This window comes from Actinomadura fulvescens (genome assembly GCF_039533225.1).
In the GTDB taxonomy this organism is placed as follows: Bacteria; Actinomycetota; Actinomycetes; order Streptosporangiales; family Streptosporangiaceae; genus Spirillospora; species Spirillospora fulvescens.
Genome location: NZ_BAAATD010000004.1, coordinates 491983 through 511089, shown reverse-complemented (window position 1 = coordinate 511089; position 19107 = coordinate 491983). Strand labels below are relative to the sequence as shown.

The window sequence follows — 19107 nt, the reverse complement described above, 5'->3', positions numbered from 1 at the left end:
CATCCTTGATTCCGCCGGGTCGCAGGTCAATCCTTGGGTTTCCTTCCAGGAGCCCGAGCGATGACTTTCATGGCGGCGCCCGGTCTACATGACCGAGCCACCGACCCGATGAGGAGACGTCCATGACTCTGGACCTCGGTCCTGCCACCCAGCGACTCGCCGGCGTTCTCGTGAACGTGACCGACAACCAGCTCACGCTGCCGACGCCGTGTCCCGCGTACACCCTGGGGGACCTGATCGAGCACATCAACGGGCTGGCGCTGGCGTTCACCGTCGCCGCCGCCAAGGATGTGCCGCCGGGCGGCTCGCGGGGTCCGTCCGGTGACGCCACCCGTCTTCCGGCCGGCTGGCGGGAGAGCATCCCGGAGCGGCTCGCCGCGCTCGCCCAGGCGTGGCGCAAGCCGGACGCCTGGGAGGGCATGACGCGGGCCGGCGGAATCGACCTGCCGGGTCAGGTGGCCGGCCTGGTGGCGCTGAACGAGGTCGTCGTGCACGGCTGGGACGTCGCGCGGTCGGCCGGGCAGCCGTACGAGAGCACGCCGGAGGCGGTCGAGGCCTGCCTCGCCTTCCTGTCGCAGGAACCCGGCGGGGACGAGGACGTGGACGGGAACGCCGACACCGGCGACCGCCCGTTCGGCCCTCCCGTCGACGTCCCCGCCGACGCCCCGGCCCTCGACCGCCTCATCGGCCTGACCGGCCGCGACCCCGCCTGGCACGCCCTCTGACCTGTCAGGACCAACACCGGATCAGGTCGGCGGGGCGGCTCAGGGGCGGCAGATGATCTCGCCGTGGGGGACGGCGAACCAGCCGTCCTCGGCGGCGGCCCACGCCTTCCAGCCGGTGTAGACGCGCTGCAGCTCGTCGCGGGTGGCGTGGCCTCCGGCTACGGCGTGGTCGGCGAGGGAGGAGTTCAGCAGGCGGCCGCCCCAGGACTCGCTCCACCACTCGCGTTCCTCCGGCGTGGCGTAGCACCAGACGGAGGCGCTCGCGGTGACCTCGGCGAAGCCCGCCTCGCGTGCCCATGACATCAGGCGGCGGCCCGCGTCGGGTTCGCCGCCCTTGTCGCGCACGGTCTTGTAGTAGATCGGCATCCACGCGTCCATGCCGGGCGGGTCCGGATGCCAGAGGAAGCCGCCGAAGTCGGCGTCCCGCGCCGCGACGACGCCGCCGGGCTTGCAGACGCGCCGCATCTCGCGCAGCGCCTGGACCGGGTCGGCCACATGTTGCAGGACCTGGTGGGCGTGGACGATGTCGAACGTGTCGTCGGCGAAGCTCAGCGCGTGCACGTCCTCCACGGCGAACACGATGGTGTCCAGGCCTCTCCTGGCCGCCTCCCCGGCGGCCTGCTCCAGCACCTCGTCTGACGCGTCGACGGCGGTGACGTGGCCCGGCGCGACACGTTCGGCCAGGTCCGCGGTGATGGTGCCCGGGCCGCAGCCGACGTCCAGGACCGTGGAGCCGGGGCGCAGGTGCTCGACCAGATAGGCCGCGGAGTTCTCCACGGTGCGCCAGGTGTGCGAGCTCAGAACCGCCTTGTGGAAACCCTGCGGGTAAGTCCCCTGTGCCGACATGAAGACACCTTTCTCCCTCACAGCATCGTCGCCGTGGCTGTTGGCACCACCCTAGACAGATTTCTCATACTTTGAGAATCATGTCTTGCAATGTGAGACGTGACGACCGGACGCAGCCGAGGAAACACAACTCTCAGGTTCGGCTCATCGGGCCTCCAGGTTGACCGCTCAGCCTCAGGCGGCATGAGATTCCGGCATGCCGCCATCCGCACCGGGGTCGCCGCCGCCATCACGCTCGCGACGGTCGGCCTGACCGTGCACGAGCAGCCCGACGACGCGCCGGCGGCCGCGGCACCGCGGGCGCCGATCACCGCTCCGCGGACCCCGTCGCCGCCCCCGGCCGTCACGCCCGCACCTTCGCCATCTGCCTCGGCGCGGGCGCGAGCACGGGCACGGGCGTCACGCGAGATCAGGGATTATCTGGAGGATCGTGCCGGACGGGTGTCGGCGGCGGTCCGGGATCTGGAGACGGGCGCCACGTACTCGTACGGGAGCAAGGTCCGCACCGCGACGGCCAGCATCGTCAAGGTGAACATCCTGATGGCGCTCCTCCTGAAGGCGCAGCGCGCGCACCGCCGGTTGAGCCCGTACGAGAAGTCACTCGCCGCGCAGATGATCCAGCACAGCGACAACGGCGCCGCGTCGGTGCTGTGGAACTCGATCGGCGGCGGAGGCGGGCTGGACAAGGCCAACCGCAAGCTCGGCCTCAGGCACACGACTGCCGGGCCGGGCGGAGCATGGGGTTCGACGACGACGAGCGCGGCCGACCAGCTCCGGCTGCTCGGCGCCCTGACCTCGGAGCGCGGCCCGCTCTCGGCCAAGCACCGTGACTACGTGCTGGACCTGATGAAAGGTGTCGTGGACGACCAGGCCTGGGGTGTCAGCGCTGCGGCGGAACGGGAGGGCTCGGTCGCGCTCAAGAACGGCTGGCTGCCGCGCCGGGTGGACGGCGGAGCCTGGACGGTCAACAGCATCGGCCGGATCAGCGACGACGGGGCCGACTGCCTGGTCGCCGTCATCTCGGCCGGTCATCCCTCGCTGTCCGCCGGGGTGGCGACGGTCGAACGCGTCGCCACCCTCGCGACAAGGGCTGTGCGCCCCGGGCGGGGCGACGGATAGGCGTACGGGCAGGCGTGTACGGGCAGGCGTTAGGCGGCCATCGCCACGCGGCGCGGCGCCGCCGGGCGCTGGGCGGGAAGGGGCTCGACCGCGGCGAGCGCGGCAACGGTGATCTCGGGCTCGGCGACCCCGGTGAAGCCGGCGTCGGCATAGGCGTTGAGAGTCAGGCTGGTGGTCGTCTGAGTCAGCCACGGCTCGACGAGGGTCCGCTCTGCGGGCCCGTCCAGCCTTGGGCGGGAAAGGTGATGGAACGTCACTTCGTTCACGGCAGCTACCCCTTCCTGCTTCACCGGCGGAGCGCCGGTCGGGATACCCGGAGGTACGCACCGAACAAGCTCCCTGGTTCGATGTGTATTCCCCGGTGTCACCCATGTCACGCTGCGAACTTACGCCCCGCCTCTGACATTTTTTCGAACGCGCGTTCGTTCAGAGGAGGCGGTACATGATGTGGAGACCGACGTAACCCTTGGACGGGTGCAAGAACCCTTCCTTCAGGGTCGCCACGACCTCCATGCCGAGGGAACGCCACAGGTGGACGGCCCGTTCGTTCGTCTCCACGACGGCGTTGAACTGCATCGCGCGATAACCCTCGGCGCGCGCCCACTCCATGACGTACTCCCCCAGTGCCCGGCCCACGCCGCGGCCCGCGTGCTCGGGCGCGACCATGAAGCTGGCGCTGGCGATGTGCGAGGCCGGTCCCATGTGGTTGGGGTTCATGTTGGCCGTGCCGAGGACGACGTCCGAGCCGTCGCCCGCCATGCCGACCGCGACGACCGTGCGGCCCGGCGGCTCCTTCATCCAGAACGAGCGGGCGCGCTCCTCGCCGATGTCGCGCGGCCACGCGAACGTGTCACCCGCGGCGACGATCTCACGCAGGAACGGCCAGATCGCTGGCCAGTCCCCGGCCGTCGCCTCTCGGATCTCCATGGCCTCAGCATGCCCTCCCCACCAGCACGAACGCGACGCGTTTTTCCGTGGCACCCGTCAGTCGGGGCGGGGCGCCGGGTCGGCGGTGACCGAGCGCAGCAGCGGGCGGCTCAGCGCGCCGGCACCGATGATCCCGGCGAACCCGAGCACGACGAACCCGGCCAGCGTCAGCGCGCCCGACGACCCGAACCCGGCCGCGAACGGAGCGGCGAAGAACAACCCGGTCAGCAGCGACCCGCCGCCCATGACGGCGAGCGGGATCAGGGTCTCCTGCCGCCGCGCCCTGTCGAGCACCTCCAGCGGCGTGCCCGCCAGCCGCAGCATCGCGTACGTCTGCCGCCGGTCGAGCACGGCCGACGCGCCGGTGATGCCCGCGCTGGTGATGGCGATGAGGAACGAGACCACGAGGACGATGAGCGCGCCGGTGCGCAGGTCGGCCAGCAGGTACAGCTCGGCGCCCGAACCGGCCGGGGGCGCCGGGGTCGTGCCGGGAACGACACCGTGCAGCGCCGTCCGGGCCCGGTCGACCGCCGCGTCACCGCCCGGCACCGTGATCCGCACCGTCCGCGAAGCACCGTCGGACGTCGTCTCGCCGGCCGTCACCGTGGAAGGAACGCCCGCCAGCCGTTCCCTGACCCGGTCCGTCACCGTGGCCACCTGCGCCTTGGGGACGGTGAGCTCCAGCCGGTCCCTGGCGTCGGCTCCCGGCATGGCCTGGGGGTTCATCAGCGACAGGAAGCCGGCGACGAACCCGGTCAGCGCCACGCCGGCGACCGTCCGCCAGGCGGAGCGCGGGTCGTCGACCAGGCGGCGGCCCGCCAGCAGCCGGGCGGGTCCCCGCGCCGTGCCGGCCGTGACGCGCCCGATCAGCGCGACCACCCAGGGCCCCACCAGGTTGATGGACAGGAAGCCGAGCGCGAGGAAGACCACGAGGACGAGCGCACCCGTCCGCCCCATCGCCGTGAGGCTCCCGCTGACCAGCCCGAACGCGACCACGATGGCACCGAACGCCAGCAGGCGGACCGCCTTCATACCCGGCGGCGTCTCCCGCTTGGCCACCCCGAGCGGGCTGACGACCACGCGGCGCAGGCCCACGACGGCGCTGACGCCGACGAGCACGGGAACTCCCGCGAGGACGGCGGCCAGCGGCAGCGGTCCCGGCCACAGATCGCTCACGAACCAGCCGCCCCCGCCCATCGTGATCCGGGTGAGCGCGGGGATCGCCGCCAGGTACAGCAGCGTTCCGGCGATCGCGCCCGCCGCCGCGGTCAGCACCGCCTCGGCCGCGGTGATCGCGATCACCTGCCCGGGGGTGGCGCCGACCAGGCGCAGCGCGGCCAGCCGCTGGTCGCGCCGGGCGACCGTGAGCCGGGCCGCCGCGCCGCCGAAGACGAGCAGCGGCACGACCATCAGCACCGAGGCGATGATGGCCAAGCCCTGGTAGATCTGCGGGATCGTCGACACCGCGCCGGTGGCGTAGTGGTCGATCGGCGTCGGGGACGCGGTCGTCTCCGCTCCCATCGCGCCGCTCCGCCTGCCGGTCATGGCGGGATCGCCCGGCCGGTGACCGGCCACCGCGACCAGCTCACCGGGATGGACGAGCGCCTCGTCCCCCAGGATTCCCGTCGGCGCCCCGGCCGGGAACCGCTTCGCGAGCTGGTCGGCGGGCAGCTTCTCGATCAGGTCGGCGAGCGCGGGCGACGCCCAGAACTCGCCCGGTTTCGGGAACGCCGCCATGCCCGGCGGCACCGGGGCCCGCCCGCTCGTGGCGGCGAGATCGACGATCGTGATCGGCGTGCCCCGGACATAGTCGGTGTCCAGCGCCTGGACGGCGGTCGCGGACGTGGACACCGCCTTGGCGGGATGCCGCCACGCGTCGGCGTCGGCCCGCTGCGCGAACGCGTGGTTGCCGCCGACCGCGAACAGCAGCAGGCCGGTGGAGACCATGACGGCGGCCAGGGTGAGCAGCGAACCCAGCAGGCCGCGACGGCCGCCACCGCGCAGCAGCCGCCAGGAGAGTTCGAGCGACGTGCGTGTCACGCGACGCCGCCCGCGGGGACCAGCAACCGCCCGTCACGGACCTCGACCGTGCGGTCGCACCAGCGCGCCACGTTGGGGTCGTGCGTCACCACCACCAGCGAGGCGCCGTTGTGCTTGGTCGCCTCGACCAGCAGCCGCATCGTCTCGTGGCCGGTGTTCTGGTCGAGGGCTCCCGTGGGCTCGTCGGCGAAGACGACCGCGGGCCTGGACACCAGCGCACGGGCGATGGCGACGCGCTGGGCCTGCCCTCCGGACAGCTCGCCAGGCCTCCGGCCCTCCATCCCGGTGAGCCCGAGCGGCCCGAACCAGCCGCGCGCGGCGCGGACGGCCTCGCCGCGCGCGACCCCGCCGAGCATGAGCGGCAGCGCCACGTTCTCGTCGGCGGGCAGCTCCGGCAGCAGCTGGCCGAACTGGAACACGAAGCCGAACCGGGTCCGGCGCAGCTCGCTGCGGCGGCGCTCGCCGAGCGCGTCGACGCGCTGCCCGAGCAGCGACACCTCGCCCGCGTCCGGCTTCATGATCCCTGCCAGGCAGTGCAGCAGGGTGGACTTGCCGGAGCCGCTCGGACCCATGATCGCCACAGCCTCGGCGCGGCCGACGGCCAGGTCCACGCCGCCGAGGGCGACGGTCGGCCCGAACCGCTTGACCAGGCCGTGCCCGGAGAGGACGAGCTCGTTCACGCGGCGGCCCTCCGGTCGTCGCCGGAGGCGGAACGGAACGCGAGCACCTCGGCGTCGTCCGCCGAGGCGGCCTTCTCGGGGGCGTGCTTGTCCGGGGCGTGCTTGTCCGGGGCGTCGGGGCCGCGTGGCTCGCGCCGGTCGTGCAACGACTCGGAGACCTCCCGCACGGGCATCACCAGGCCCGCGTAGATCACGAAGACGGCGAACAGGACGGCGATCGGGACGTAGACCAGATACATGACGTTCATGTCCCAAGCGTGCGAGAAGGGCCAGGCCGGCCACATCGGACGCGGGGCCGGTCCTGGCACGCCGACATCGGCCGAATGGTCGATACGAGCGTCCGGCGTGGGTCGTAGCCTGCGTAGTCATGAATGATCCGGGGGCACGGCTGGACCGCATCACCTCGCTCGGCGGCTGTCTCGTGCGCGGCACCGCCGGGGCGTTCGCCGCCCTCTTCCTGCTGCTCATCGTGCTCACCTCCGGCAGCGGCATCGCCGACCCCGTCCCGCCGTTCCTCGGCTTCATCGCCGTCGCCGCGGTGTGCGCCTGGGCCGCCCTGACCATCCGGGGCTTCCTGTTCTGGCTCCTGACGGCCGCGATCATGTCGTTGCTGGTCACGTTGTTCGCGGCGCTGGCGCAGCCGGACGTCGCCAACCCGAGCATGCTGCTGGAGTTCGCCGGGCTCCTGGTCCTGGTCACGCGGGTGGTCTGGCGCCAGCCGCGCGAACGGCTCGTGCCGCTGACCGTCCTGGTCGGCGGCGCCGCCGTGGTCATGCCGCTGCGCGGGTCGGCCATCAGCCTGCTGTTCTTCTCCGCCCCGCTGGCGGTCCTGGTGGCGGTCGCGATCGGCGCCGGGCTGTGGCTGCGGGCGATCGACACGCGCCGGGCCCGCGCGCTGGTGGCCGCGCGCCGCGACGAACGGCTCGAACTGGCCCGCGACCTGCACGACTTCGTCGCCCACCACATCACCGGGATCGTGGTGCAGGCACAGGCGGCCCGGTTCACCGCCGGGTCCGGCGCGGCACAGACCCCCGAGCAGCTCGACACGATGTTCGCGGGCATCGAGAAGGCCGGCACCGAGGCCCTGACGTCGATGCGCCGGATGGTCGGCCTCCTGCGCGAGGCCCAGGACACCGGCGGCGACTCCAAGATCCGGCCGGTCGGTGACCTGGCCCAGGTGGAGGAGCTCGTCGCCGCGTTCACCGACCCGCCCGCGACCCTGGAGGTCGCCGGCGGCCTGGGCGTGCTCGCACCTGAGGTGGCCACGTCGGTGCACCGGATCGTCCAGGAGGCCCTGACCAACGCGCGCAAGCACGCCGCCGACGCCACCGCCGTCCGGGTCGGCATCGCCCGGACGCCCCAGGGCGTCGAGGTGACCGTGCGCGACAACGGGCGGGGACCGTCCCAGGCGGCCCGCCGCCGGATGCCGTCGGGCGGCTTCGGCCTGGTCGGGCTGGGCGAACGCGTCGAGGCGCTCGGCGGCCGCATCTACGCCGGCCCCCGTCCCGAGGGCGGCTGGGAGGTCGTGGCCGTGCTCCCCGATCCCGATCACCTGCCACAATCGGGACCGTGACGATCCGCGTACTGATCGCCGACGACCAGCAGATGGTCCGGACCGGATTCCGGATGATCATTGACTCGCAGCCCGATCTGGAGGTGGTCGGCGAGGCCGCCGACGGTGCCGAGGCGGTCGAACTGGCCCGCCGCCTGCGGCCCGACGTCTGCCTGTTCGACATCCGGATGCCCAAGATGGACGGCCTGGAGGCGACCCGCGTGCTGGCGGGGCCGGGCGTGGCCGATCCGCTCCGTGTGGTGATCGTCACGACGTTCGACATGGACGAGTACGTGTACGGGGCGCTGCGCGGCGGCGCCGCGGGCTTCCTGCTCAAGGACAGCGGCCCGGCGCTCCTGGTCGAGGCGGTGCGCGCGGCCGCCAACGGGGAGGCGCTGGTCTCCCCCTCGATCACCGTCCGGCTCCTGGAGCACCTCGCGCGGCCTCCGGCCGCCGCACCGCCGCCGGGCGAGCCGCTCACCGAACGCGAGCTGGACGTCGTGCGGCTCGTCGCGCGCGGCCGGACGAACGAGGAGATCGCCGCGGAGCTCTACGTGTCACTCTCCACGGTCAAGACCCACCTGGGCAGCGTCCACCGCAAGCTCTCCACCCGCAACCGCGTGGAGGTCGCCGCCTGGGCCTGGGAATCCGGTCTTGGCCGCTGACGACCGCACGCCGTCGCGCAGCACGGCCTTGAAGGGCACGGCCTTGAAGGGCACAGCCTTTGAGGACACAGCCTTGCAGGGCACGGCTTGCTGAACGGCGCTCCCGTCACCGTGCTGGCGGTGTGGATCGCCGCGGCCGTCGGCTGGGGCGCCGTGGCGGGCGGCCTGCGCCGCGGCCTGTCCGGCTACCCGCGCCGCATCGCCCTGCTCGCGCACATCCTGACCCTGCCGGCGGTCGTGCTGATCCCCTCACTCCTGGGATTCGGTTTCCTGTACCTCTCGATCGCGGTCGCCGCCGAGTGGTGGGCGCTGCTCGTGGTGACGCGGGCACGCCCGGAACGCCTGGTTCTCCACGGTGATCCGCGGCGGCTGGCGGCGTGGCTCGCGCTCACCGCCGCCGCCACGGTGATCGCCACCTGCATGATCGTTTGACCGGCGGTCAGCCGGCCGTTGGGCAAGCGACGGTAAAGCTACGTAGTATCCGAGTCAACGGAGGGCAAGTTCGGACAACGGATCTCGGAGGTGCGGGGCCATGCCGTGTGCGCTGTGCGGCGACATCATCCCGGCCGAGGTCGTGCGCTGCCCGGCCTGCGGGGCCTGGGCACGGCGACGGGACTTCCGTGCCGTCGGCATCGCCGTCTTCATGTTGCTCGGCTTCAACGCGTTCATCGCGCTCGGCTCCGGCATCAGCCTGCTGCGGCTGATCGACCCGCTCCACGACGCCACCCACGACACCTATGACCCGGCCACGACAGGCAAGGCGCTCGGCCCCTACGCCGACATCTTCCTGATCTGCGGGGTCATGGCGATGATCACCGGCCTGCTCTATCTCGGCTGGTTGTGGCGGGCCTACCGGCAGTCGGCCGGGCCGCACCGCCACCACCGGGCCTGGGTCGTCTTCGGCTGGGTCCTCCCTGTGGTCAACCTCTGGATGCCACCGCGGATGGTCTACGACATCTGGGTCAGCAGCGGCCGTTACCGCACGGCCCAACGGCACGCGGTCGGGCTGATCGTGGCGGGCTGGTGGGCCAGCGTGCTGCTGGGCATCGGGCTGGCCAAGCTGTTCGCGGCCAGCAACGTCAACACGCTGGCGGACGCCCGTTACTCGGTGCATCTGGGCGTGGCCGCCGCCGCCTTCCAGGCCCTCGCCGCCGCGCTGTGCATGATGAACGTGTTCCAGATCACCCGCCTGCAGGTGCGTTCCCCCGTCCTGCACTGAGCCGCGCTGAGCTTGCGCCGAGCCCACTGAGCTTGCGCCGAGCCCGCACTGAGCTTGAGCCGAGCTCGCCTGGAGTCAGCCTGGACTGCCTTCGCTGGCGTGCCAGAAGCGGCCCGGCGGTCGCTTGACGGCGCCGCCCGCATGGCCGATGTCGGCGTACGGGGACATCGCGAACCCGTTGGCGTAAATGATCCGGCTTCCCGTCCGGGGACCGCTCCCCACCTGGTCCGCGGCCGCCATCAGCCTTCGCACGGCGGGCAGCCCGCCCCGGCGCCACTCCTCGTACAGGCTCACCAGATCCCAGCAGGCGGTGGCGTTGAGCGTGACCGCCCGCAGCCCCGGGCGCCGGACCCGGCCGCGGACCACCAGCAGCCAGGAGTTGAAGACGGTCGCCGCGCACCGGTCCTGTACCGACTCGAAAAACGTGGCGTCCACCGGCCCGGTGGCGTCGTCCACGGTGGCGAAGATCACCCGCTGGCCCGACCGGACCGCCGGGGTCTGCGTGGCGACCTTGACCCCCGCTACCAGCACGTCGGCGCCCGCCCGCCGTTCCGGCAGGTCCCGGGCGCGGACGACGCCGAGGGCCTCTAGCAGCTCGTCGTAGAAGCTCAGCACGTGGCGGCTCACGTCCATGCCGAGGACCGCGAGCTCCGCCTCGACCACCTCGGCCGGAGTCATCGCGGGCAGTTCCCCGGCGGGGATCTCTTCGGCGAACTCGTCCCCGTCCAGTGGCAGCTGCCCCTCCATCACCCGTGCCGCCGCTCCGGCCGCCCGGTCCAGTGCCCCCACCCGGCACAGCAGGTCGCGCCGCGACACCCCCTCGCCGTGCAGGTCCTCGAAGGCGCCCGCCATGACCAGCCGTTCGGCGATGGGACGGGAGACCCTGGCGCGGCGCCAGAAGTCGCGCAGGGAGGAGTAGGGCCGGTCGGCGCGTTCCCCGACGATGCGCTCCACCTCGGCTTCGCTGATGCCCTTCACCTCGTTCAGCGCCACCCTGATCCCGAGCGGGCCCGCCGATCCGCCCTGGGACACGGGTTCGACATGCCACGTCCCGGCGGAACGGTTCACGTCCAGCGGCAGGATGGGAACGCCGAAGTGCCGGGCGTCGCCGACGATGACGCGCTTGGGATACATGCCAGGGTCGTGGGTGAGCACCCCGGCGTAGAACGCGGCCGTGTGGTGCCGTTTCAGCCACGCCGACTGGTAGGTGGGCAAGGCGAACGAGGCGGCGTGCGCCTTACAGAAGCCGAACGCGCCGAACGCCGTGAGCATGCGCCACACCCGTTCGACCGTGGGTTCGCCGTAGCCGCGCGCCAAGGCCAGCTCTCGGAACCAGGCCGACACCTGCTCCTGCCCCGCCTCGGTGGCCAGGCTGCGCCGCGCCGCCTCGGCGTCGGAGAGGCCACAGCCGGTCATGACGTCGAGCACGCGCAGCACCTGCTCGTGGAAGACCACCACGCCGAGGCTCTCGCGCAGCACCGGGACGAGGTCGGGATGCGGGTAGGCGGGCCGGCGCCGGCCGTGCCTGCTCTCCAGGAACGGGCCGACCATGTCGGCGTTCACCGGCCCCGGCCGGAACAGCGAGATGTCGATCACCAGGTCGGCCAGGTCGCGCGGCTGCAGCTTGCCGACCAGCTCACGCTGCCCCGGCGACTCGATCTGGAAACAGCCGAGGGTCCGCGAGGTACGGATCAGCTCGTACGTGGGGCCGTCGTCGTGCGGCACGGCCTCCAGGTCGACCCGTTCGCCCGTCACGCGGGCGATCTCCGCGACCGTGTGGGCCATCGCCGACTGCATGCGGACCCCGATGACGTCGAGCTTGAGCAGCCCCATGGCCTCGACGTCCTCCTTGTCGAACTGGCTCATGGGAAACCCCGCCGCGCTCTGTTCGACGGCCGTGCGGTCGCGCAGCGTCGCGTTCGACAGCAGGACGCCGCAGGGATGCATCGCGAGGTGGCGGGGCAGGCCGTCCAGCCGCTCGGCGATCCTGAAGATCACATCCAGATGCCCCCGGGCAAGGTCGCTCTGCCGCAGCTCCGGCAGGTCGTGCAGGGCGGAGCGGATCTGCCGCGCCCGGACCTGCGGGAACGCCTTGGCGATCGCGTCGATCTCATGCGGCGGCAGCCCGACCGCGTTGCCGACGTCGCGGATCGCGCTGCGGGCACGGTAGGTCTCCATCATCGAGACGCACGCGACGTTGTCCTGGCCGAAGTGGTCGAAGAGCGCCCGGTAGGCCTCCAGCCGCCGCGCCGACTCGACGTCCAGGTCGATGTCCGGCAGCCCGGAACGGCTGTCGGCGAGGAACCGCTCCATCACCAGGTCGTGCCGCAGCGGATCCAGATCACCGATGCCGAGCAGGTAGTTGACCAGGCTGCCCGCCCCGGACCCGCGGATCGCGCAGCGGATGCCGCGCGCCCGGATCAGCGCGGCGGCGTCGGCGACCGTCAGGAAGTAGGCGGCCAGGCCCTTGCGCGCGATGATGCCAAGCTCGTGGTCGAGGCGCGCGGCGACCTCTGCCGCCGTCCGTGCCGAGCCGCCCGGCGCCGAGCCACCCAGCACCGGGCCGCCCGGCGCCAGGCCGCGCCGCGCGAGGCCGCGCCGCACCAGGCCGTCCTCGCATCGGACGACGAGCCGTTCGTACGGATCGCCCGCCACGTCCGGCAGGTGGACCCGGTCCATGCCGAGATCGCGGGCGGGATCGAGCACGCAGCGTTCGGCCAGCTCGCGGGTGTCGGCCAGCAGCCGGTCCACCTCGTCCGCCGCCGCTCCGGGACCGTGGCCCAGCTCGGCGACCCGGCGCATCTCGGCCTCGGACTTCAGGTAGGCGTGGCCCGTCCGGTCGTCCAGGTGCCGCCGGTGCAGCGGTACGAGGCGCCGCGTCACGTCGAGCACCTGCGCGACCGGATGGTCGGCGGGGCTCAGGTAGCGCACCGCGTTGCCCAGGACCGCCGGTACCCCGGTCTCGCGGGCGAGCGCGAGCATCCGGGCGGCGCGGTGACCGTCCCCGGGGCCGTGGTGGTCGACGATCTCGATCACCACCTCCGCGCGCTCGCGCCAGGCCGCCAGCTGCCGCGCGGCGAGATCCGGGCGCCGGTCGGCGATGGCCTGCCCCACGTCCGAGGCGGGGCCCAGCAGGACGACCAGGCCCGCGGCGTGCGCGCCGATCAGGTCGTGGCTCGTGACCGGCTTGCCCCGCGCGGCACCATGGGCGGCGGTCACCAGGCGGCACAGCGACCGCCACCCGGCGGCGCCGGACGCCAGCACGACGGCGCGGCGCCGCCCCGGCATCGTCAGGTCGGCGCCGACGACGGGACCGATCCCGGCCGCGCGGCAGGCCCGCACGTGCTTGACCACCCCGTACAGACCGTCGCGGTCGGTCAGCGCGAGGCTCTCCATGCCCAGCTCGGCGGCCCGTTGGGCCAGCTCCCACGGCGTCGCGACGCCGTACCGCGGCGAGTAGGCGGAGGCGACATGCAACTGCACGGCGGCCCCTCAGTCCCACACCCGGGAGAGCATCCAGTCATCGGTCGCGGTGTCGTGGCGCAGCTCGTAGACGCCGATCTCGGTGTCAGGAGACGCCTCGACCCGCCAGAACTCCCGTTCCCCGGTCGCCTCCTCGTCCGGCTGCTGCTCCCGCCACCAGTCGCGGGTGGTGACCCAGTGCTCCAGCACCCTGCGGACGGTGTAGAGCCGTCCCCTCCAGACGAACCTGACCGGACGTCCATCGGTCACCCAGACGTCCACGGGATCCCCGAATACGCGAGTCATCTGCCTCCCCCGGCCCTAGATCATGTGATCGCCGCACGGGGGAAGGCATGCAGCCCGTTTCGAACATACGTTCGCCAACGAGTCTAGGGAAGGCCGTCGGGAAGAGGCAAGGCGGGGTCGCCCGGAAGGCGTCCGGAAACGGGATTACCGGTGGATCGGGGGAACTCGCGCGAGGTCAGGTGAGGATGCGGACGAGCCGGTCGGCGACCCGGGCGACGTCGCCGACGTCGGCGATGCCGCCTCCGGTCCAGAGATACGACCAGCCGTCTCCGGAAGGCGTCGCGACCACCATCACCTGGATCCGCGTCATCGGATTGGAGACGCCGAGCACCGACTCCTCGGGGCCGGCCAGCCGCCACCTGAGACCGCGCGCCTCGACCTCGTACGCGAGCGCGGCGAGATGATGCCGCCGCACCTCGGCGATTTCCCGCGCACCGACAACAGACACCACGATCAGCCGCCTCGTCAGGGATGTGAAGCACCGGCCGCTCGACGACCTCTGGTGACCGAACGGGGACGACCAGTGACTCAAGAATGGCCGCAACAAATGATCACCGCAAGGAATCCCGGAGAGTCGAGCAACCTGTTCCTGCCCGGACACCCCGGCCGGCGTACGTAACGGAGGGGAACTCCCTCCTTACATACCGATTCGAAGGTGGAACCCGGCGGGCTCTGGCGCGGTGTCGCGCTCTTGGGCCGTCCGCGGAACCGCCCGCCGTGATAAGACCCTTAGAGCGCCGATCCCGCCGGCTCCGCGCGTGCTCCGCGCGCCTCGCATGATCTGTGCGTCCCTTCCAGACAGGAGACCGACGATGACCGCAGCCGCCGCGGACGACGGCAGCGCACTCTCGGGAACGCTGGCCGGCCTCCGCGAACGCAAGAAGCAGCGGACCCGCCTGGCCCTCATCGACGCCGCGCTCGAACTGTTCCTCGCCAAGGGATACGAGGCGACCACGATCGACGAGATCGTGGCGGCCGTGGACGTGTCCCAGCGCACGTTCTTCCGCTACTTCGCGACCAAGGAAGACGTCGTGATGGACACCATGGTCCAGTACGACCAGGTCATGGTGGACGCGCTGGCCACCCGCCCGCCCGGCGAGAAACCCCTCGCCGCGCTGTTCGCCTCGCTGCGCGTCGTCCTGCGCAACATCGCTGAGAGCGGACCGGACGAGTCGGCCCGGTTCCGCAGGATCCACCAGATCGTCGAGACGACGCCAGCCCTCGTGCACGGGCACATGGCCCGCCACAAGGAGACCGAGAAGGTGCTCGCCGGCGCGGTCGCCCGCCGGATCGGCGTCGATGCCGAGACCGACCTGCGCCCGCGGCTGATCGTCTCGTTCTACACCGCGGTGGTGCGGGTGGCGTTCGAGGACTGCGCCCGGTACGAGATCTGGGACGCCCCCACGGTCGCGGCCAAGGTCGAGGAGAGCCTCGTCCTGGCCCAGGACACCCTCCGCGACCTGATCTGAGCCCGCATCCGAAACCGTGTCTGAAACCGTGTCTGAGACCGCGTCTGAGACCGCCTTCCCCTCCCCGCCGGTAACGCGGAATATGATCCGGCAGGGCCGGGTTGGCGGTGTCAAGGCAGCCCTGCCCCAAGTGAATCAGCGGAGGAGCTTCAGCATGCGCGCGATCGTCGTCGAGAGTCCAGGCGGCCCCGAGGTCCTCACCGCCGCCGAGCACGCCGACCCGGTGCCCGGCCCGGGCGAGGTCCTCATCGACATCGCGGCGAGCGGCGTCAACTTCATCGACGTCTACTACCGCACCGGCGCCTACCCGCAGCCGACGCCGTACGTCCCGGGAGTCGAGGGCGCGGGCACCGTCACGGCCGTCGGTGACGGCGTGACCGAGGTCGCGGTCGGCGACCGCGTGGCGTGGGTGAACGTGCAGGGCTCCTACGCCGAACGTGCCGCCGTCCCCGCCGACAAGGTCGTCCCGGTGCCGGACGGCGTGAGCCTGGAGGACGCGGCCGCCGCGCTGCTCCAGGGCATGACCGCCCACTACCTGACCCGTTCGACCTACGAGGTGCGGGCGGGCGACACCATCCTCGTGCACGCGGCGGCCGGCGGCATGGGGCTCCTGCTCATCCAGCTCGGCAAGCTCTTCGGCGCCAGGGTCATCGGCACGGTCTCCACCCCGGAGAAGGAGAAGCTCGCGCGCGACGCCGGAGCCGACGAGGTGATCGGCTACGACGGCTTCGCCGACGAGGTCCGGCGGCTGACCGGCGGCGAGGGCGTGGCCGTGGTCTACGACGGCGTGGGCGCCCCGACGTTCGACGGCAGCCTCGCCTCGCTGCGGCGCCGCGGCCTCCTCGCGCTGTACGGCGCGGCCGGGGGCAAGGTCGAGCCGTTCGACCCGCAACGCCTCAACGCCGCGGGCTCCACCTTCCTCACCCGGCCCACGCTCGCGCACTACACGGCCACCCGGGAGGAGCTCCTCCAGCGGGCCGCCGAGGTGTACGGGTGGGTCGCGGCGGGCGACCTGCGCCTCCACATCGGCCGCCGCTACGACCTCGCCGACGCCCGTACGGCACATGAAGACCTGGCAGGCCGCCGTACCACCGGCAAGCTGATCCTGACCCCGTAGGGCACTAGGGTGTGCTTTGATCCGATTCCGGACGCAGCACACAACCCTCGTACCCACACCCCTCCAGGATCACGATGACCACGCACGCAGGAGAGAACTTCGACTCCCTCCAGCCGGACGATCCCCGGGAGCTAGGCCCGTACCGGCTGCTCTCCCGGCTCGGCCGGGGCGGTATGGGGACGGTCTTCCTGGGCGAGGACCCGTCCGGCCGCCGCGTCGCCGTCAAGGTCATCAACCGTGAGCTGGCGGGCGAGACGGCGTTCCGGGAACGGTTCCGCCGCGAGGTGACGGCGGCGCGCCAGGTCCGGCGGTTCTGCACCGCGCCGGTGATCGGCGCCGAGCTCGACCAGGACCCGCTGTACGTGGTGACCGAGTTCATCGAGGGGCCGAGCCTGGACCGGGCGGTCGCCGACCGGGGTGCGCTGCCCGGCTCCGACCTGGAGGGCCTCGCCGTCGGCGTCGCCACCGCGCTGGCCGCCATCCACGGCGCCGGGATCGTGCACCGCGACCTCAAGCCCGCCAACGTGCTGCTGTCCGCCACCGGCCCGCGCGTGATCGATTTCGGTATCGCGCGGGCCCTGGACGCCGCCGAGGGGCCGACCCGCACCGGACAGCTCGTCGGCACTCCCAACTACCTGCCGCCCGAGCTGCTGCGCGGCGAGCCGATCACGCCCGCCTCCGACGTGTTCTCCTGGGGTTGCGTGGTGGCGTTCGCGGGCACCGGCAAGGCCCCGTTCGCCGGCAACACCGTTCCCGAGATCTTCTACCGGGTGGCGCACGACGCGCCCGTGCTCGACGGGCTGGACCCGGACCTGCGCGACCTCGTGACCGCCGCGCTCGACAAGGACCCGCGCAACCGCCCGACCGTGCAGGAGCTGCTGGCCCGGCTGGTCGGCCACGCCGACGTCAACCCTGCCCGGCTCGCCGAGACCGTGCAGGCGTCGTGGCACGGCCCGCAGCCTGCCGGGGCCGGTCTTGGCTCGGGCCCCGGCGCCGGCCCGACCCGGGTCGCGCCGCCGCCGACCCTGGCCGCTCCCGGCACCGAGACGACTCGCCGTGACGGGCCGTACGGGTTCCAGCCGCCGTCGCCCACCCGCGTCGCCCCGCCGCCGCCCGGCTCTGGCGGTCCGGGCAGTCCGGGCGGTCCGGGCGGTCCAGGCCGTGGCGTCCCGCGCAAGCCGCTGATCATTGGTGCCGCCGCCGTCGCGGGCGTGCTGGTCGCCGGGCTCGCGGGCTGGGCGCTGCTCGGCCCGGACGGTCCGCCCGACAAGCTCGCCACGGTGTACAGCGACACCTTCGCCAGTCCCACGTCCGGGTGGGGCGGCGGCACGTTCAGCAGCCAGTACGGCTACAAGGACGGCAAGTACCGGCTGGAGGCCGACTCGTCCACGCCGTTTCGCGGCCGCTGGTCGCCCAAGGAGGGCAAGGACATGCCCACCCGGGTGCTGGTCACCGCCATGACCACGCTCCCGGAGGGTCCTGACGACGCCCAGACCGGGCTCTCCTGCCGGGCGAACGACGACGGCAAGACCCAGTACGTCTTCAAGGTCCGCAAGGACGGCAAGGGCGCGCTGCTGGTCAAGGGCGCCGGCGATCAGGGCACCAAGAACCTGGCCACCCCCGACTCGGTGCCGGGGTTCAAGGGCAAGGGCGCCGCCAACAAACTGCAGATCGCCTGCGAGGAGCAGGACAAGGGCAAGAAGGTGCGCCTGCGGCTCTGGGTCAACGGCGAGCAGGTCATCGACAAGACCGACGGCGACCAGCCCCTCGCCAACGGCTGGGCCGGGCTGGACGTCTCCGCCGGCGGCAACACCTCGATCAAGACCGTCGGCGACTTCGACGACTTCGACATCTCCAAGATCGTCGACTGACGCCCGCGCCGCCTCGCGGCACCCCGCACCCGCGGCAGCCCGCGGCGCAGGGTCACCGCGCGGGGAGGTAGGCGGTCATCCAGCGGATGAGCTCGGCGAACACCTCGTCACGGGCGGGCTTGGGCGACAGCACGAGATCGTGCAGGCCGCCGTCGATCCGGACGAGGGTGACGTGGCGGCCGAGCCGCGGCGCCCAGCGCGCCATGTGCGCGACGTCCAGCACCGCGTCGGCGCTCGACAGGTCGGCCACGGCGAGCTTGGGCTTGGGGCGGGCATTGGATTTCGGACGGACGCTCGATTTTGGACGGACGCTGCGTTCCGACGACATCACCAGCACGGGCACGTCGATGCCCAGCCCGGCGTGCAGGCGCAGCTGGCCCCGGCGGACGGCGGCCAGCCAGGCCGCGCGGACGGGGAAGCCCAGCAGCGGCTTCCACGCCAGGTCGAACTCCCACTCGCCCTCGTGGTCGCGGTGCAGGCTGCGCGCGTACCGGTCCGAGACCGCCGCGGGCAGCTTGGCCTGCGGGAACCGGCGGCCGAGCGCCCGCGCGACCCCGGCGCCCACCTTGCGCATGACCAGCGGCTCGGCGATGTCGAGGAACGGGCTGTTGAGGAAGATCCCGTCGACCAGGCCCCGGCCCTTCACCCGGTCCGCCCAGAGGGCCGCGACCAGGCCGCCGGTCGAATGCCCGTTGAGCAGGAGCACGTCGTGCCCGTCCTCCTCACGGACGATCCGTACCGCCTCGTCGATCTCCGGGTAGTAGTCCGACAGGCTCAGCACGAAGTTGGGCGTCTGGTGGGGACGCAGCGACCGGCCGTGCTTGCGCAGGTCGAGGGCGTAGAAGTCGAAGCCGTGCTCGACATAGAAGTCGGCCAGATGGGTCTGGAAGAAGTAGTCGACGAACCCGTGCACGTAGAGCACGGCACGCCGCGACGGCTCCGGTCCCGGCCGCCTGCGCCGGACGAGGGTGGCCACGACCTCGCCTTCGGCGTCGTTCCCGAGAGGCAGCTCGATGGCCTCGTACCCTGGGCCGAGGACGTCCTCCGTCGCTTCCATGGCGGCCAGCGTACGGCTTTCGGAACGCGCTTGATCGGGCGGGCGTCCTACT

General features: G+C 72.3%; 19 protein-coding genes. 9 read left to right on the top strand and 10 right to left on the bottom strand.

Annotated elements, in window-relative coordinates; all coding sequences use genetic code 11:
* The first annotated feature begins 122 nt into the window (after nucleotides 1-122).
* Nucleotides 123-725, top strand: a complete 603-nt coding sequence (locus ABD333_RS18010; RefSeq protein ID WP_344542289.1) for a TIGR03086 family metal-binding protein — start codon at nucleotides 123-125, stop codon at nucleotides 723-725.
* Between the two features lie 39 nt (nucleotides 726-764).
* On the opposite strand, the gene ABD333_RS18005 is transcribed toward ABD333_RS18010, so the two are convergent.
* Nucleotides 765-1571 (bottom strand): methyltransferase domain-containing protein, encoded by an 807-nt coding sequence (locus ABD333_RS18005; protein WP_344542287.1) that lies wholly within the window; start codon nucleotides 1569-1571, stop codon nucleotides 765-767.
* Nucleotides 1572-1754: 183 nt separating this feature from the next.
* Here ABD333_RS18005 and ABD333_RS18000 point away from each other — a divergent pair, with 183 nt between their 5' ends.
* Nucleotides 1755-2690, top strand: a complete 936-nt coding sequence (locus ABD333_RS18000) for a serine hydrolase (protein WP_344542286.1) — start codon at nucleotides 1755-1757, stop codon at nucleotides 2688-2690.
* 29 nt (nucleotides 2691-2719) lie between these two features.
* Here ABD333_RS18000 and ABD333_RS17995 read toward each other — a convergent pair whose 3' ends face one another.
* From ABD333_RS17995 to ABD333_RS17975, 5 genes are all read right to left on the bottom strand, one after another.
* The gene (locus ABD333_RS17995) at nucleotides 2720-2956 is read right to left on the bottom strand and encodes a hypothetical protein (RefSeq protein ID WP_344542285.1); all 237 of its coding nucleotides are present in this window, start codon (nucleotides 2954-2956) and stop codon (nucleotides 2720-2722) included.
* Nucleotides 2957-3116: 160 nt separating this feature from the next.
* Nucleotides 3117-3617: a GNAT family N-acetyltransferase gene (locus ABD333_RS17990; RefSeq protein ID WP_344542283.1), complete on the bottom strand. Its 501-nt coding sequence runs from the start codon at nucleotides 3615-3617 to the stop codon at nucleotides 3117-3119.
* A 57-nt stretch (nucleotides 3618-3674) separates the two neighbouring features.
* Nucleotides 3675-5657, bottom strand: a complete 1983-nt coding sequence (locus ABD333_RS17985; protein WP_344542282.1) for an FtsX-like permease family protein — start codon at nucleotides 5655-5657, stop codon at nucleotides 3675-3677.
* Nucleotides 5654-6337, bottom strand: a complete 684-nt coding sequence (locus tag ABD333_RS17980) for an ABC transporter ATP-binding protein (RefSeq protein WP_344542280.1) — start codon at nucleotides 6335-6337, stop codon at nucleotides 5654-5656. The genes ABD333_RS17985 and ABD333_RS17980 overlap by 4 nt, the downstream gene beginning before the upstream one ends.
* Entirely contained in the window at nucleotides 6334-6585 is a 252-nt protein-coding gene (locus ABD333_RS17975) for a hypothetical protein (RefSeq protein WP_344542278.1), read from the bottom strand. Before ABD333_RS17975 ends, ABD333_RS17980 begins: the two co-directional genes overlap by 4 nt.
* A 119-nt stretch (nucleotides 6586-6704) precedes the next feature.
* On the opposite strand from ABD333_RS17975, the gene ABD333_RS17970 reads away from it, so the two are divergent.
* The 4 genes from ABD333_RS17970 to ABD333_RS17955 all read left to right on the top strand — a co-directional run bounded on the left by ABD333_RS17970 (nucleotide 6705) and on the right by ABD333_RS17955 (nucleotide 9773).
* On the top strand, nucleotides 6705-7910 hold the full coding sequence (locus tag ABD333_RS17970; protein ID WP_344542276.1) for a sensor histidine kinase: 1206 nt from the start codon (nucleotides 6705-6707) through the stop codon (nucleotides 7908-7910).
* Complete coding sequence (locus ABD333_RS17965; RefSeq protein WP_344542274.1) at nucleotides 7907-8554, top strand: response regulator; 648 nt, start codon at nucleotides 7907-7909, stop codon at nucleotides 8552-8554. The genes ABD333_RS17970 and ABD333_RS17965 overlap by 4 nt, the downstream gene beginning before the upstream one ends.
* Before the next feature lie 87 nt (nucleotides 8555-8641).
* The gene (locus ABD333_RS17960; protein ID WP_344542272.1) at nucleotides 8642-8986 is read left to right on the top strand and encodes a hypothetical protein; all 345 of its coding nucleotides are present in this window, start codon (nucleotides 8642-8644) and stop codon (nucleotides 8984-8986) included.
* A gap of 100 nt (nucleotides 8987-9086) precedes the next feature.
* Nucleotides 9087-9773 (top strand): DUF4328 domain-containing protein, encoded by a 687-nt coding sequence (locus tag ABD333_RS17955; RefSeq protein ID WP_344542270.1) that lies wholly within the window; start codon nucleotides 9087-9089, stop codon nucleotides 9771-9773.
* 75 nt (nucleotides 9774-9848) lie between these two features.
* On the opposite strand, the gene ABD333_RS17950 is transcribed toward ABD333_RS17955, so the two are convergent.
* From ABD333_RS17950 to ABD333_RS17940, 3 genes are all read right to left on the bottom strand, one after another.
* Entirely contained in the window at nucleotides 9849-13256 is a 3408-nt protein-coding gene (locus tag ABD333_RS17950) for a DNA polymerase III subunit alpha (protein WP_344542268.1), read from the bottom strand.
* A gap of 9 nt (nucleotides 13257-13265) precedes the next feature.
* A complete protein-coding gene (locus ABD333_RS17945) occupies nucleotides 13266-13541 on the bottom strand; it encodes a DUF6504 family protein (protein WP_344542266.1) in 276 nt (91 codons plus the stop codon).
* Between the two features lie 175 nt (nucleotides 13542-13716).
* Nucleotides 13717-13992 carry a hypothetical protein gene (locus ABD333_RS17940; RefSeq protein ID WP_344542265.1) on the bottom strand — a complete coding sequence of 92 codons (276 nt, stop codon included), beginning with the start codon at nucleotides 13990-13992 and terminating at the stop codon, nucleotides 13717-13719.
* Between the two features lie 361 nt (nucleotides 13993-14353).
* Between ABD333_RS17940 and ABD333_RS17935 the strand changes: the two genes are divergently transcribed.
* The 3 genes from ABD333_RS17935 to ABD333_RS17925 all read left to right on the top strand — a co-directional run bounded on the left by ABD333_RS17935 (nucleotide 14354) and on the right by ABD333_RS17925 (nucleotide 17998).
* Complete coding sequence (locus ABD333_RS17935) at nucleotides 14354-15010, top strand: TetR family transcriptional regulator (protein ID WP_344542263.1); 657 nt, start codon at nucleotides 14354-14356, stop codon at nucleotides 15008-15010.
* 154 nt (nucleotides 15011-15164) lie between these two features.
* Nucleotides 15165-16127 (top strand): quinone oxidoreductase family protein, encoded by a 963-nt coding sequence (locus ABD333_RS17930; RefSeq protein ID WP_344542261.1) that lies wholly within the window; start codon nucleotides 15165-15167, stop codon nucleotides 16125-16127.
* 74 nt (nucleotides 16128-16201) lie between these two features.
* Nucleotides 16202-17998: a serine/threonine protein kinase gene (locus ABD333_RS17925; protein ID WP_344542259.1), complete on the top strand. Its 1797-nt coding sequence runs from the start codon at nucleotides 16202-16204 to the stop codon at nucleotides 17996-17998.
* 52 nt (nucleotides 17999-18050) lie between these two features.
* Here the strand turns inward: ABD333_RS17925 and ABD333_RS17920 are convergent, their stop codons facing one another.
* Entirely contained in the window at nucleotides 18051-19055 is a 1005-nt protein-coding gene (locus ABD333_RS17920) for an alpha/beta hydrolase (RefSeq protein ID WP_344542258.1), read from the bottom strand.
* Between the last annotated feature and the right edge of the window lie 52 nt (nucleotides 19056-19107).